General features: G+C 72.2%; 12 protein-coding genes and 1 pseudogene. 10 read left to right on the top strand and 3 right to left on the bottom strand.

The features are described from left to right. A partial coding sequence (locus ACFUJR_RS24270) for a phosphatase PAP2 family protein (protein ID WP_383450713.1) occupies positions 1-755 on the bottom strand: 755 nt, incomplete at its 3' end. Between the two features lie 226 nt (positions 756-981). Then, positions 982-1,935, bottom strand: a complete 954-nt coding sequence (locus tag ACFUJR_RS24265) for an alpha/beta hydrolase fold domain-containing protein (protein WP_383173854.1) — start codon at positions 1,933-1,935, stop codon at positions 982-984. A 207-nt stretch (positions 1,936-2,142) separates the two neighbouring features. Here ACFUJR_RS24265 and ACFUJR_RS24260 point away from each other — a divergent pair, with 207 nt between their 5' ends. From ACFUJR_RS24260 to ACFUJR_RS24220, 9 genes and pseudogenes are all read left to right on the top strand, one after another. Further along, positions 2,143-2,691: an ATP-binding protein gene (locus tag ACFUJR_RS24260; RefSeq protein WP_383173851.1), complete on the top strand. Its 549-nt coding sequence runs from the start codon at positions 2,143-2,145 to the stop codon at positions 2,689-2,691. Positions 2,692-2,802: 111 nt separating this feature from the next. Further along, positions 2,803-4,437: pseudogene (locus ACFUJR_RS24255) on the top strand (AMP-binding protein); the annotation flags it as partial. A gap of 138 nt (positions 4,438-4,575) precedes the next feature. Next, positions 4,576-4,989 (top strand): acyl-CoA thioesterase, encoded by a 414-nt coding sequence (locus ACFUJR_RS24250; RefSeq protein ID WP_383173882.1) that lies wholly within the window; start codon positions 4,576-4,578, stop codon positions 4,987-4,989. Further along, complete coding sequence (locus ACFUJR_RS24245; RefSeq protein WP_383173848.1) at positions 4,980-7,325, top strand: FAD-dependent monooxygenase; 2,346 nt, start codon at positions 4,980-4,982, stop codon at positions 7,323-7,325. The genes ACFUJR_RS24250 and ACFUJR_RS24245 overlap by 10 nt, the downstream gene beginning before the upstream one ends. A 15-nt stretch (positions 7,326-7,340) precedes the next feature. Continuing rightward, complete coding sequence (locus tag ACFUJR_RS24240) at positions 7,341-8,363, top strand: carbon-nitrogen hydrolase family protein (protein ID WP_383173845.1); 1,023 nt, start codon at positions 7,341-7,343, stop codon at positions 8,361-8,363. Next, entirely contained in the window at positions 8,360-9,487 is a 1,128-nt protein-coding gene (locus tag ACFUJR_RS24235) for a cupin domain-containing protein (RefSeq protein ID WP_383173843.1), read from the top strand. The genes ACFUJR_RS24240 and ACFUJR_RS24235 overlap by 4 nt, the downstream gene beginning before the upstream one ends. Positions 9,488-9,627: 140 nt before the next feature. Then, complete coding sequence (locus ACFUJR_RS24230; RefSeq protein WP_383173840.1) at positions 9,628-10,527, top strand: fumarylacetoacetate hydrolase family protein; 900 nt, start codon at positions 9,628-9,630, stop codon at positions 10,525-10,527. A gap of 91 nt (positions 10,528-10,618) precedes the next feature. Then, the gene (locus ACFUJR_RS24225; protein ID WP_383173879.1) at positions 10,619-11,326 is read left to right on the top strand and encodes an Asp/Glu racemase; all 708 of its coding nucleotides are present in this window, start codon (positions 10,619-10,621) and stop codon (positions 11,324-11,326) included. A 60-nt stretch (positions 11,327-11,386) separates the two neighbouring features. Then, positions 11,387-12,220: a PaaX family transcriptional regulator C-terminal domain-containing protein gene (locus ACFUJR_RS24220; protein WP_383173837.1), complete on the top strand. Its 834-nt coding sequence runs from the start codon at positions 11,387-11,389 to the stop codon at positions 12,218-12,220. 224 nt (positions 12,221-12,444) lie between these two features. Here the strand turns inward: ACFUJR_RS24220 and ACFUJR_RS24215 are convergent, their stop codons facing one another. Beyond that, entirely contained in the window at positions 12,445-13,113 is a 669-nt protein-coding gene (locus tag ACFUJR_RS24215; RefSeq protein ID WP_383173834.1) for an ArsR/SmtB family transcription factor, read from the bottom strand. An 86-nt stretch (positions 13,114-13,199) separates the two neighbouring features. Here ACFUJR_RS24215 and ACFUJR_RS24210 point away from each other — a divergent pair. Then, on the top strand, positions 13,200-14,535 hold a 1,336-nt coding region (locus ACFUJR_RS24210; RefSeq protein ID WP_383450710.1), incomplete at its 3' end, for a rhodanese-like domain-containing protein.

Genomic DNA, 14,535 nt, shown 5'->3' with positions numbered 1-14,535 from the left:
GTGTCCGAGACCGTCGCGGCCGCCCCCCGGCGGTCACGGACGGCTTCCCGGGCGAGCGCGGGGGCACAGAGCCACCAGGCCACCAGACCCACCCCCGCACCGGCGGCCGCACCGGCCGCCGTGTCGGTGAGCCAGTGCGCGTGAAGCCACGTACGGCTCCACATCATGGCCAGCGCGAACACCACGCCCCCGAGCCACCATGCCCGCCGCCTGGCGACCGGGACCAGCAGCACCCCGACGAGTACGACGAGCAGCGCCGCCCCGGCCGCGTGGCCGGACGGGAACGAGCCATGGTCGACCCGGACCAGCGGGTTCACCGGACGCGGCCGGTCCACCAGGTGCTTGAGTCCCAGGACGACGAGCAGATTGCCGACGAGGTAGACACCGAGCAGGAAGCCGGCCGAGACCCAGCGCCGGCTTAGGAGCAGGAAGAACAGCAGGGCCAGCGGTACGACGACGCCCAGCGGCCCGCCGAACCAGTTCAGGGCCGCGGCGAGGACGGCATACGGCCCGTCGTGCGGGCCGCCCATCCATGCCAGCCACCGGTCGTCGAGGTCCTGGAACGGCGGGTTCAGCGGGTCGGGCCGGATGGCGAGGGCGGGCAGCGTGGCGAGGCCGAGCAGAAGAAGCCCCGCGACGAGGACACCGGAACGGCGAGCCGCCCGCGCCTCGGGCGGCCCTTCGGTGAGGGGTGTCGCCCCGGTGAGCTGCGGTCTCTCGGGGTGCGGGGAAGGGGTGACCGGATTCGTGGACATGGGTGTGCCTCTCGCGGCCGCGGGGGATGACCGCGGCCCTGGGACCGGCGTAACCGAAGGGCCGTGCAGGACGCGCCCGTTCGGAGGGAGCAGGAGTGCCGACGGCAGCGGAAAAGGGGAGGGACGGGAAGAGAGGTGGGGAGGGACGCAGGCGAGCGAGCGGAGGGGGCGGACCTGCTCGGGAGCCTCGGGCCCCGGGCGGGCACGCCCCTCCGCCCGCCCGGTCTCAGACCTTCACGTCCAGGTGGCGGGCCAGGAAAGCGACGCTCTCCGCGACGATCTCCGGGATGTCCGTGGAGCCCAGGAAGATGTGATCGGCGCCCTCGACGGGGCGCAGGGTCACGTCGCCGCCCGCCCCTGCCAGGGCCTCGGCGAGCACTTCGCTCTGGCTGTACGGGACGAGACCGTCCCCCGTGCCGTGGATCAGCAGGAACGGCGGCGGGGTCGAACCCGCCGCGTACGTCACCGGGCTCGCGGCCCGGGCCAGCGCCGGGCGCTCCGCCTCGGTGCCGCCGAGCAGGGCTTCGTACGGGTCGGGGAAGTCGGCGCCCGGGGGCATCCCCGGCAGGGGCTGACCGGCCAGGGCGGCGAGGTCGGAGACTCCGTACCAGTCGACGACGGCCCGGACACCGGTGTCCCCGGCGCCCACCCCGTGGGTGCCCTCCAGCGCCTCGGTGTCCGCGCTGTCCGGGCCGACGAGGCCGGCGAGGGCCGCCAGGTGCCCGCCCGCCGACTCACCCCAGACGGCGATCCGGTCCGGGTCGATGCCGAGGGCTCCGGCGAACCGGCGGACGTAACGGATCGCGGCCTTCACATCGTGCAGCTGGGCCGGGAAGGGTGCTTCGAGGCTGTGCCGGTAGTCGATGGAGACGAGCGCGAGCCCGGCGGCCAGCACCGATCCGTGCAGCAGGGGCGCCGGGACGGTCGGCGGCGGGTAGCGGCGGTCGCCGTCCAGCCAGCCGCCGCCGTGAATCCAGACGACGGCCGGGAACGGCCCTTCGCCTGCGGGGACCCGGACATCGAGCAGTCGCGGGCGGTAGCCGGGCGTGGTGGCGTAGGTGACTCCGTGGAAGTGGCACACACCGTGCTCGTCCGTCACGGGCGGCACCGGGGGCTGGTAGGGCGGGGGCGGCCAGGTCATGTCGGCCAGGTCGAGCTCGGCCGGGTGGGATTGCGTCATTGCGGCCCTTCTGCGGGCCCCGGGGTTCGTAGCGCTTTGTCCGAAATGCTTGCGCTCGAAGCCCGGGGAGACGTAACGTGTTACACGTGTTATCAAAACTCTAGCGACGCGATTCCGCCGAGGACAAGCCCAATGGCTGTCCGACTCTCGAGTTAGTTACACGAGTGACCACGCGGCCGCGTTGCGCAGCCCCTACGGGAGCACGTCATGCTCACCGCCACCGCTCATCCCGCACCCCGCGTTCCGGCCGCCGCGCACACCCCTGGCCACGCGACGACCCACGCGACGCCCCACGCGACCCGCCCCCCGAGTCGCCCACCGGACCGCACCCAGGCGCCCCTCCCCACGCTGGCCTTCGTTCGCTGGATCCCCGACCCCACAGCCGCGACCGTCCCCCTGGTCCGCTCGCGCGTCCGCGCCCTGCTCGAAGGGTGGCGGATCACCTCCGAGGTCACGGACACCCTCCTGCTCGCCGTCAGCGAGCTCGTCGGCAACGTCGTTCGGCACGCCGCCGCCGCGACCGACCGGATGCGCGTCGGCGTCTCCCGCGGCGAGGACTGGCTGTGCCTGGAGGTCGCGGACGGCGCGGCCGTTCCGCCCCGCCTGCCCGCACCCGCCACCGGGATCGATCCGGACGCCGAGAGCGGGCGGGGCCTGCTCCTGATCCACGTCATGACCGCCGAGGCGGGCGGTGAACTCGCTGTTCTCGTACACGACTCGGGCAAGTGCGTGCGGGTGCGGCTCCCCCTCGGCTGAGTCGGCCGAGGGGTGCCATGGACCTCAGATTTATTGCGTGAAGTTGACGGCCGACAAATTATCGAGATACTTGCCCCATCTCCCGCTGCTCCCTGATTGAGGTGCCGCCCCATGGAGCTCTCCCCCTCGGCGCATGCCGATTCCTTCTGCCGTGACCGGCTTCCCGACGTCTCCCTCTGGCCCGAACTCCACTTCGATCTACCGGAGTTGGTCTATCCCGACCGCCTCAACTGCGCCCGCCGCCTGCTCGACGACGCGGTCGAGCGCTGGGGCCCCGACCGTCCCTGTCTGCTGACCCCGACCGAGCGCTGGACCTACGGCGAGCTCCAGCGGCGCGCCGACCAGGTCGCCCAGGTGCTCACCGAGGACCACGGGCTCCGGCCCGGAAACCGCGTGCTGCTGCGCGGTCCCAACAACCCCTGGCTCGTTGCGGCGTGGTTCGGCGTCCTCAAGGCCGGCGGTGTGGCCGTCACGACGATGCCGCTGCTGCGGGCAGCCGAACTCGCCGAGCTGTGCGAGATCAGCCGTCCGGCAGTCGCCCTGTGCGACCACCGCTACGTCGCGAAACTCCACGCCGCGGCTCCACCGGGTCCTCCGGGGCACCCCGGCCCGCAGGGCCTGCCCGTCATCCCCTACGGGGGTCCGGGCGAAGCCGATCTGACGGCACTCTGCGCGAGGAAGGAAGGCCGGTTCACCGCCGTCGAGACGGCAGCCGACGACGTGGCGCTGATCGCCTTCACCTCGGGGACGACGGGACGCCCCAAGGCGACCCTCCACTTCCACCGGGACGTTCTCGCCAACGCCGACACGTTCTCCCGGCACGTCCTGAAGCCCGGCCCCGAGGACCTCTTCACCGGCACACCGCCGCTGGCGTTCACGTTCGGCCTCGGCGGGCTCGTGGTCTTCCCGCTGCACGTGGGCGCCGCGACCCTGCTGGTCGAACAGGCCACCCCCGAGGAGCTGGCCGAACTGGTCGCCGCGCACGGTGTGACCGTCCTCTTCACCGCGCCCACCGCCTATCGGGCGATCATGGCCGCCGGAGCGACCGGGAAGCTGTCCGGTCTTCGCCGCTGTGTGTCCGCCGGAGAACCCCTGCCCGCCACCGTCTGGCAGGAGTTCCACGCAGCCACGGGCCTGCGCATCATCGACGGCATCGGTGCCACGGAGATGCTGCACGTCTTCATCTCCGCCGCCGACGACGACATCCGTCCCGGGGCCACGGGCCGGCCCGTCCCCGGATACCGCGCCGCCGTGGTCGACGACCGGGGCGATCCGGTGCCGGACGGGCAGCCGGGGCTGCTCGCCGTGACGGGCCCGACGGGCTGCCGCTACCTCTCCGACGCGCGGCAGACCACGTACGTCAGGAACGGCTGGAACATCACCGGCGACACCTATATACGGGACGCCGACGGGTACTTCTGGTACGTGGCCCGCAGTGACGACATGATCGTCTCCTCCGGGTACAACATCGCTGGCCCGGAGGTCGAGAAGGCCCTCGGCGCCCATCCGTACGTCGAGGAGTGCGGGGTCGTCGGCGCCCCCGACGTGGGGCGCGGCATGATCGTCAAGGCGTACGTCGTGCTGCGCGACGGCACCCCGGCGGCCGAGGCCACCGCCCGGGAGCTCCAGGCTCACGTCAAGCAGGCCATCGCTCCGTACAAGTACCCCCGGGCCGTCGAGTTCGTGGCGGAACTCCCGAGGACGACGAACGGCAAGCTCCAGCGCGGCGAGCTGCGCCGGCGCGCACGAGCCGAGGCCCGCGCCAAGGACACGCGCACGGACGGCGCTCAGGTCCGGGCCGACGGCGCCGTCGAGGGCGGTTGCGCCGCCGGAGCCGCCGAGGCGCCGGTCCCGTTCCTGCCCAGCGTCACGGTCGAACGCCGGGTGGAATGGCCGGACACGGACGCCGCCGGCCACTACCACCACTCCACCGTCGTGCGCTGGGTCGAGGCGGCCGAGGCCGTGCTGCTGCGCCGTCTGGGCCTGTCCCATCTCTTCGGCAGCACGCCGCGGGTCCGTTTCGAGGCCGACTACCGGGCCCGGCTCTGGTTCGGCGAGGCCGTCCGTACGGAGCTGCGCGTCACCAAGGTCGGTACGAGCTCGCTGCACTACGCGTTCACCGTCCGCGGCGCGGAGGGTGCGGAGGCCGCCACCGGCCGCATGGTCGTCGCCCATTCGGCGGCCCGCGCCACCGGCACCCTCCCCTGGCCCTCGGACGTACGCGAGGTCCTCACCATGGCGGGCCCGCAGGCCCCCGAACTCATCACCGGAACCACTGGAGGTACCCCGTGCGCGTAGCAGTCATCGGTGGAGGGCCCGGCGGCCTGTACTTCGCCGCGCTGGCCAAGCAGCTCTCCCCGGACTGGGAGGTCACGGTCTGGGAGCGCAACGCGCCCGACGACACGTTCGGCTTCGGTGTCGTCTTCTCCGACGAGACCCTCGACGGCATCGCGACCGCGGACCCGGTCGTCCACGCCGCCATGTCGGCGAAGTTCGCCCGCTGGAGCGACATCGACGTCCGCTACCGGGGGCAGACCCTCACCTCCGGCGGGCACGGCTTCGCGGCCCTGGGCCGCCGGAGTCTGCTGCGGATCCTCCAGGACCGCTGCGCCGACCTCGACGTGGACGTCCGCTACCGCAGCCAGGCACCGGCCGTGGACCGGCTCGCCGCCGAGTACGACCTGGTGGTGGCGTGCGACGGCGTCCGGTCGGCCACCCGCGCCGCCTACGCCGGCACGTTCGGCCCGGACCTCGACGAGCGCTCGGGCCGGTACATGTGGCTCGGCACCGACAAGGTCTTCGAGGCCTTCACCTTCATCGTGGAGGAGCGGGAGTTCGGCACCCTCCAGGTGCACGCGTACCCCTACGACGACACGCGCTCCACCTTCATCGTCGAGCTGGACGAGGAGACCTGGCACCGCGCCGGATTCGCGGACTCCGCCGACCACGCGTTCGCGCCGGGAGCGAGCGACGAGGAGAGCATCCGAGTGTGCGAGGAGATTCTCGCCGAGCACCTGGACGGCCACCGGCTGCTGCCCAACAACTCCAAGTGGCTCCGCTTCACGACGGTGCGCAACCGCACCTGGCGGCACGAGAACGTGGTCCTGCTCGGCGACGCGGCCCACACGGCCCACTTCTCCATCGGCTCCGGCACCAAGCTCGCCATGGAGGACGCCCTCGCCCTCGCGGCCTGTCTGCACGAGCATCCGGCGGACATCGCCGGCGCGCTCGCGGCGTACGAGGACGAGCGCCGTCCGGTCGTGGAGTCCACCCAACGGGCCGCACAGGCCAGTCTCGAATGGTTCGAGAACATCGACCGCTACACCGGTCAGGACCCGCACCAGTTCGCCTTCAACCTGCTGACCCGCAGCCGCCGCGTCACGTACGACAACCTGCGCGTCCGCGACGAGGCCTTCACCACGGCCGTCAACGGCACCGCGGCCGTGCCGCCGATGTTCCGGCCCTTCCGCGTCGGCGGACTGCACCTGCGCAACCGAGTCGTCGTTCCGCCCACCGCGCTCGCCACGGCCCGTGACGGCGTCCCGGGCGACTTCGACCTCGTCCATCTGAGCACGCAGGCTCTCGGCGGGGCCGGCCTGGTCATCGCCGGCATGACGGCCGTGAGTGCCGACGCCCGCCCGGACCAGGGCTGCCCCGGTCTCTGGAACGACGACCAGGAGGCCGCCTGGCGGCGCATCACCGGCTTCGTGCACGGCCAGAGCGACACCTGCCTCGGCCTCCAGCTCACCCACGCGGGACGCCGCGCGGACACCGGGCCGCTCCTCGCCGCCTCGCCGCTCCCCTGGGACGAGGGGGGTCCGGTGCCGCGCGAGGCGACCCGGGGCGACATGGATCTGGTCGTACGGGATTTCGTGCGCGCGGCCCAGCGCGCCGACCGGGCGGGTTTCGACGCCCTGGAACTCCAGTACGGGCACGGGCATCTCATGTCCGGGTTCCTCTCACCGCTGACCAATCGGCGCACCGACGAGTACGGCGGCGGCCTGGCCGGTAGGCTGCGCTTCCCTCTCGAAGTGCTGCGCCGGGTGCGGGAGTCGTGGCCCGCCGGGAAGGCGCTGCTGGTCCGGATCTCGGCCGCCGACTGGGCCGAGGGCGGACTGAGCGAGGCGGACGCCGTGGGCATCGCGCGAGCTCTCGCCGAGGCGGGCGCCGACGCCGTCGACGTCTCCACCGGCGAGGTGGTCCCCCACGAGCGGCCACGGTTCGGGCGCAGCTACCAGACCCCTTACGCCGACCTGATCCGTAACGCCACCGGGGTCCCGACCATCGCGGTCGGCGCCATCTCCACGTACGACGACGTGAACTCGATCATCCTGGCGGGCCGCGCCGACCTGTGCGGTGTGGGCCGGGCCCAGCTCCACGACCCCCTGTGGACCCTGCACGCGGCCGCCGCCCAGGGCTACCGCGGCCCTGCCGCGCCGTGGGCGCCGTCCTGGAGGGCGGGCAGCGGCCGCCCGCCCGCGGCCCGTACGGACCGTGTGCCGCCACGTCTCGAACTCCTGCGGCAGCCCGCCGCACCCGTGCATCAGCGCTGGCTGCCGCGCGCCGCCACCGCCGAAGCCGTCGCGACCGGCGCTGTGCCGGCCAAGGCGGCCGCCGCCTCGCTCGCCCGTTGAAAGAGGAGAACCTCCGTGTCACGAGAGCCACTTGACGACCTTCCCCGTTTCACGGCCGCCGCCGTCCAGGCCTCACCCGTCTACCTCGACCCCGCCGCCACCGTCGACAAGGCGGTCGCCCTGATCGCCATGGCGGCCCGGAACGGCGCCCGGCTGGTCGTGTTCCCCGAGGTGTTCGTCCCCGGATACCCGTACTGGAACTGGACGATGAACCCGGTCCAGGGCTCGCCGTGGTTCGAGCGCCTCCAGCGTGCCTCGGTCGACATCCCCGGCCCGCACGTCGACGCCCTGCGCGCGGCGGCCCGCCAGTACGGCGTGGTCCTGGTCATCGGCGTCAACGAACGTGCTGCCCACAGCCTCGGCGTCCTCTACAACACCCTGCTCACCATCGGTCCTGACGGTGAACTCCTCGGTGTACACCGCAAGCTGGTTCCCACGTGGGCCGAGAAACTCACCTGGACCGGCGGCGACGGCAGTTCGCTGCGGGTCCACCGGACGCCCGTCGGCCCGCTCGGCACCCTCGCCTGCGGCGAGAACACCAACACACTGGCCCGGTTCACCCTCCTCGCGCAGGGCGAACTCGTCCACGCCTCCTGCTACATCGCGCTGCCCGTCGCCCCGGCCGACTACGACATGGCCGACGCGATCGCCGTCCGTACCGCCGCCCACAGCTTCGAGGGCAAGGTCTTCTCCGTCGTTGCCTGCTCCACCGTCTCCCCGGAGATCGTCGACATGCTCGCCGGGGACGACGACGAGCTGCGCACGCTGTTCCAGCGGCCGCGCAGCGCGCTGTCCGGCGTCTTCGGCCCGGACGGCCGCCCCGTCACCGAACCGCTCGTGGACGACGAGGGCATCGTCTACGGCGAGATCGACCTCGGCCGCTGCATCCAGCCCAAGCAGATGCACGACATCACCGGCCACTACAACCGCTTCGACGTCTTCCGCCTGGAAGTCGACAACACCCCTCGCCCGCCCGTGACGTTCACCGTGCCGCCCGCGGGCCCCCGGACCACCACCGCACCTGAGGAGGACGTATGACCATCGAGCAGGACGACACGATGCTCGGCCGCGCCCGGGTCTCCGACACGCCGGAACTCACCGCGTACTACGGCGAACTCGAGGCGCTGGACGCCGGCGCGCTGTGGACCGTCGCCAACGACATCGAACCCTGGTATCCGCAGCCCAGGTCCGTTCCCGTGCTGTGGCGTTACGAGGAGCTGCGGCCGCTCGTCCACAAGGCCATCGGCCTCGTGGAGGCCGACGACGCGGGCCGCCGCGTCGTGATGCTGGTCAACCCCGGCCGGAGGGACGTCAGCGCCGCCGCCGGACTCCTCTACACCGGGCTCCAGATCATGGGCCCGGGTGAGGCGATGACCGCCCACCGCCACCAGGCCGCCGCGCTGCGGTTCGTCCACGAGGGCACCGGCGCGTGGACGATCGTCGACGGCGAGAGGCTCAAGGTCGGCCCGCGCGACTTCGCCATCACCCCGAACGGCACCTGGCACGAACACGGCAACGACGGGACCGAGGCCCCGGTGATCTGGCAGGACGGCCTCGACATCCCCCTGGTCAACGCGCTGGACGCCGGGTTCTACGAGGTGCACCCCGAGCTCCACCAGACGCCCGGGAAGGTGGTGAACGCCTCTGCCCTCACCTACTCCGGCACCCTCCTCCCGTACGGCGTGGAGAAGTGGACCCGGCCCTACTCCCCGCTCCTCGCCTACCCGTGGGAGCCGACGTACGAGGCCCTGCGCGGCCTCGCCAGGGCGACCGAGGGCTCTCCCTACGACGGGGTCATCGCCGAGTACACCAACCCGGTGACCGGCGGCTCGGTGATGCCGACCATGGGCGCCCACATGCAACTCCTGCGCCCCGGGCAGGCCACCGCGGCCCACCGGCACACCGGCTCGGTGATCTACACCGTCGCCAAGGGCCGGGGCGCGTCGGTGATCGCCGGACAACGGTTCGAGTGGCGGGAGGGGGACATCTTCTGCGTGCCTTCCTGGGCCTGGCACGAGCACCAGAACCTCGACCCGTCCGAGGACGCCTGCCTGTTCTCCTTCAACGACTTCCCCGTCATGCGCTCGCTCGGCTTCCACCGGGAGGAGGCGTACCCGGACAACGGCGGACACCAGCCCGTCATCTCCTCCCCCGCCGTCTGAACCGCCGTGTGAACCGCCGCCTGCCCCGCCGTGCGACCCGCCGCCTGCCCCCGCCGTCCGACCCGCCACGCGAGTCACCGCCTCCCCCGCCGCGTGCGTCACCGCCTCCCCCGCCGTCCGACCCGCAAGGAGCACCTCCCATGCGTCTGCTGACCTTCACGACCACCACCTGCGCCGATCCCCGGCCGGGTGTCGAGACCGACGGCCACGTCCTCGACCTCGCCGCCCTCGCCGACCACGCGGGCGTCGCGCTCCCGCACGACCTGCTGGGCCTGGTCCAGGCCGGCCCGTACGGCCTGGAAACCGCTCGTCGGCTGCTCGACGGCGACCTGCCCGCGCACGCCGTCCACCGGGCCGAGGACGTCCGGCTGAACGCACCCTTCCGGCCCGGCAAGATCATCGGAGTCGGCCTCAACTACGTCGAGCACGTCGAGGAGTCCAGCCGCAGCCTCGACACCGACAGGGAACTCCCGCCGCGCCCGGTGCTGTTCAGCAAACCCGCCACCGCCGTCACCGGTCCCGGCGCGCCCATCCTGCACAACGCCGACCTCACCACCCAGCTGGACTGGGAGTGCGAACTCGCCGTCGTCATCGGCCGGACGGCGTACCGGGTGAGCGAGGAGGAGGCGTACGACCACATCTTCGGCTTCAGCATCGTCAACGACATCAGCGCCCGCGACCAACGCCGCTCCGGTCAGTGGTTCTTCTCCAAGGGACAGGACTCGTACGCGCCCTTCGGCCCGGTGGTCGTCACCGCCGACGCGATCCCCGACCCCATGGCCCTGGACCTCTCGCTGCGCGTCAACGGCGTCACCAAGCAGAAGTCGAACACGCGGCACATGCTCTTCCCGATCGCCCGCCTGATCGCCGACGTCAGCTCCGGCGTGACCCTGGAACCCGGCGACGTGATCGCGACGGGTTCGCCGTCCGGGGTCGGGGCCGGCATGGTCCCGCCGGAGTTCCTCCTGCCCGGTGACACGGTCGAGGCCACGGTCGAGCAGATCGGCACCCTGACCAACCCCGTGGTCGACGCCCGCTGACCCCGCCAGACACATCCGTACGAACCGAGGAGCACCCGTGTCCCCCCGCACCTACCGCATCGGCCAGATCGTGCCGAGCTCGAACGTCACCATGGAGACGGAGGTCCCCGCGATCCTGCGCGCCCGCGCGGCCGCCGCGCCGGACGAGCGTTTCACCTTTCACTCCAGCCGCATGCGTATGACCCATGTGACACCGGAGCAGCTCAAGGCCATGGACGCCGACTCCGACCGCTGCGCCGTGGAACTCTCCGACGCACGGGTCGACGTGCTCGGTTACGCCTGCCTCGTCGCCATCATGAGCATGGGGCCGAGCTACCACCGTGTCTCCGAGGAGCGACTGCACCGGCGTACGGTCGAGAACGGCGCCCCTGCGCCCGTCGTCACCAGCGCGGGGGCTCTCGTCCACGGGCTGCACACCATCGGCGCCACGAAGATCACCCTGCTCGCCCCGTACATGAAGCCGCTGACGCGGACCGTCGTGGACTACCTCGTCCAGGAGGGCATCGAGGTCCTCGACCACCGGGCCCTGGAGATCCCGGACAACCTGGAGGTGGCCGCCCACGACCCGGCCAGGCTGCCCGGTCTCGCCCGCGCGCTCGACCACGCGGACGCCGACGCGGTCGTCCTCTCCGCCTGTGTCCAGATGCCCTCGCTCGGGGTGATCGAGGAGGCCGAACAGCTCCTGGGCAAGCCGGTCGTGTCGGCTGCCGTGTGCACCGCCCACCAGATGCTGCGCACGCTGGGCCTGCGGGCGGTGGCCCCCGGGGCCGGACACCTGCTGTCGGGGGCGTACGCCTGACCGGAACGGGCCTGGAGGGGGCCTCGATATGATCGCGACCGCGTACAACGGAAGGCGATCATGTCGGACAGCCCCCTCAGGCCCAGCTCGTTGATCAACACGGTCTACGGGGCGTTCCTGCGGCGCCTCGGCGGCTGGGTCTCCATCGCCGACCTGATCACGCTGATGGGGGAACTGGACGTCGACGGCCCGGCGGTGCGCTCGGCGATCTCCCGGCTGAAGAAGCGCGGAGTCCTCGAACCGGAGCGCCGGGGCGCCACCGGCTACCGACTGAGCCCGGCCGTCCTTCCCGTCTTCGACGAGGGCGACCGCCGGATCTTCGCCAGCCTGCAGCCGGCCGACCTGGCCGACGGCTGGGCGATGGCGGTGTTCTCCGTGCCGGAGTCGGAACGCGCCCACCGCCACCAGCTGCGCACGCGCCTGACGTGGCTCGGCTTCGGCAACATCGCTCCGGGTGTCTGGCTTGCGCCGGGCCGGCTCCTCGAGGACGCGCGCACCATGCTCGTACGGCTCGGCCTCAGTGACTACGTCCACCTGTTCGCGGCCGAGTACGCGGCCTTCAGCGATCTGCCGGGCACGGTGAGCTCCTGGTGGGACTTCCCGGCGATCCAGAGGCAGTACGCGACGTTCACCGACACGTACGCGCCGGTGGCCGCGCGGTGGGCGGCGGCCAAGGCGGAGCCCGGGCCGGCGGAGGCGTTCCGCCACTACGTTCCGATGCTCACCCAGTGGCGGCGCCTGCCGTACCTGGACCCGGGGCTGCCGACCGAGCTGCTTCCCGCGGACTGGAACGCGGTGGCCGCCCGGCAGGTCTTCCAGCGGCTCCACGGCGTCCTGCTCGACCCGAGCCTGCGGCACGTGGCCGAGGTCACGGGGCTGAGGTCACGGGGCTGAGGTCACGGGGCTGAGGGGCTGACCTCCGCCGGACCGAGTCCTGCCGGACGGCGGGCTTCCGGCACGGCGGGGCCGGCACGGCGGGGCCGGCACGGCGGGCTCCCGGGACGGCGGGCTCCCGGGACGGGCGCCAGTCGCGCGGCGGCTTCGGCGAGTTGCCGCAGGTGCGTGGTGCGGGTTCGACGGCCCGTACGCGGGGGACGGTTTTCCTGTCGACCCGGGGATCACACGACGACGGCCTTGTCCACAGGCAGCTCGGCCAGCCGCCACTCCAGCATCCCGTCGGTCAGCCGGACCACCTTGCGGCCGCGGGCGTGCAGCAGGCGCACGGCGTCGTGGGCCAGGACGCAGTAGGCGCCACGGCAGTAGGCGACGACCTCGGCATCATCCGGCAGTTCGGTGATGCGCTCGGCGAGCTCGTCGACGGGGATGGAGACCGCGCCGGGGATGTGCCCGGCGGCGTACTCCTCCGCAGGCCGGACATCGAGGACGACGACTCCGCCCACCTGGGCGCGCGCAAGGAGCTCGTCGCGGTCGAGTTCCTCGGCATCGTCCGTGCCGAGGTAGGCAGTGCGAGCGGGCTCGACGTCGGCCTGATGCGTCTGGGCGACCTGGCGCAGCAGGGCGTAGAGGGCGGCGACGTCGTCGCCGGCCAGCCTGTAGTGGATGCGTACGCCGTCGCGGCGGGTGGTCACGAGCCCGGCCTGCTTCAGGGTCTGCAGATGCGCGGAGGCAGTGGTCAGGTTCAGCCCCGCCGCTTTGGCGAGCGCGTCGACGGTGCGCTCGCCCTGCGCCAGCAGATCAAGCAGTTCCAGGCGCTTCCCACTGCTCAGCGCCTTGCCGGTGCGGGCGAAGGCGTCGTACAGCGCGGCTTTGCGCTGGGGGTCTCCCATGGCATCCTCCATAATTCCATGGAATATCGTAACCAAGGGTGGGCACCGAAGCGACCCGCATCTTTCCATGACACCTGGAGGATCCGATGGGCTTCGCCGACGATCACTTGAAATCGCTGGTCGATGAGGGTCTGGGCAACAGCGCCTACCTCGTCGACCTCGGCGACGGACGGGCCTTGGCCGTCGATGCGAGCCGCGATCTGCGTGCCCTGCGTGCGGCTGCCGGACGGCGCGGTCTCACGGACGCCTTCGCCGCCGACACCCACCTGCACGCCGACTTCCTGTCCGGTGCGGTGCAGCTGGCCGCCGACGACGGCGCCGCCGTCCTCGCCTCCGCCGCCGGCCATCGGGCTTTCCCGCACACCGCGCTGGCCGACGGCGACGAAACCGATCTCGGCGGCCTTACCTTGCGCGCGCTGGCCACTCCCGGCCACACCGACGAGCACCTGTCCTTCCCGCTCCTGGACGGCACCACCGAGCTCGGGGTCTTCACCGGTGGTTCCCTGATCGTCGGCTCGGCCGCCCGCACGGACCTGCTCGGCGCCGACCGTGCGGAGGAGCTGGCCCGCGCCCAGTACCGCTCACTGCGGCGCCTGGCCGAACTGCCGGACACGACGGCGGTGTGGCCGACGCACGGCGCCGGGTCCTTCTGCTCCGCACCGCCGGGTGCCGAGCGCACCACCACCATCGCCGCCCAGAAGCGGGCCAACCCCCTGCTCGCCGCACCGGACGAGGAGACCTTCGTACGGCGGTTGCTCGGCAGTCTCGGCTCCTACCCCTCCTACTTCGACCGCCTGGGCGAGGCGAACCGGCACGGGCCCGCCGTGCTCCGCTCGGCTCCCACTCTCCCCGCGCTCTCCCCGGACAAGGTGCGCCACCTGATCGGCGAGGGCGCCCAGATCATCGACGTACGCCCCGTGGCGGCCTTCGCCGCGGGCCACGTCCCCGGCGCCGTCTCCATCCCGCTGCGGGACCAGTTCGCCACCTGGCTGGGCTGGCTGCTGCCCGACGACACCTCACTCGTGTTCGTCGCCGACCCCGATCAGGGCCTCGCCGAACTCACCTGGCAGGCACTGAAGATCAGCTACGAGCGACTGGCAGGACACCTCGACGGCGGTATGGGCGCCTGGACCGCGGGCGGCGGAAAGCAGGAACGCATCGAGCTCCTCACCGCCGACCAGATCGCCGAACGCCCCGTCCTCGACGTCCGCCGGCACGCCGAACACATCGCCGGACACATCCCCGGTGCGGTCCCCATCGAACTCGGCGACCTCACCGGACGCAGCGCCGAGACACCTCCCCGCCCCGTCGTGGGGTGTGGGGCCAGGGAAAGGGCCACGGACACGGCAAACCCCCCCCCCCGCGCCCACCCACAAGACCTCACCCTCCCCTCCCATGGAACCGCCACCCCATCCCACAACC

The organism is Streptomyces sp. NPDC057271 (assembly GCF_042668715.1).
Lineage (GTDB): Bacteria > Actinomycetota > Actinomycetes > Streptomycetales > Streptomycetaceae > Streptomyces.
Note: the sequence above shows the minus strand (reverse complement) of the source record. Positions and strands in the feature narration are given on the sequence as shown.

Excerpts from the sequence above, each read along its gene's own strand:
- ACFUJR_RS24265 (WP_383173854.1), bottom strand. The coding sequence starts at position 1,935 with ATGACGCAATCCCACCCGGCCGAGCTCGACCTGGCCGACATGACCTGG.
- ACFUJR_RS24260 (WP_383173851.1), top strand. The coding sequence starts at position 2,143 with ATGCTCACCGCCACCGCTCATCCCGCACCCCGCGTTCCGGCCGCCGCG.
- ACFUJR_RS24235 (WP_383173843.1), top strand. The coding sequence starts at position 8,360 with ATGACCATCGAGCAGGACGACACGATGCTCGGCCGCGCCCGGGTCTCC.
- ACFUJR_RS24230 (WP_383173840.1), top strand. The coding sequence starts at position 9,628 with ATGCGTCTGCTGACCTTCACGACCACCACCTGCGCCGATCCCCGGCCG.
- ACFUJR_RS24225 (WP_383173879.1), top strand. The coding sequence starts at position 10,619 with ATGGAGACGGAGGTCCCCGCGATCCTGCGCGCCCGCGCGGCCGCCGCG.
- ACFUJR_RS24220 (WP_383173837.1), top strand. The coding sequence starts at position 11,387 with ATGTCGGACAGCCCCCTCAGGCCCAGCTCGTTGATCAACACGGTCTAC.
- ACFUJR_RS24215 (WP_383173834.1), bottom strand. The coding sequence starts at position 13,113 with ATGGGAGACCCCCAGCGCAAAGCCGCGCTGTACGACGCCTTCGCCCGC.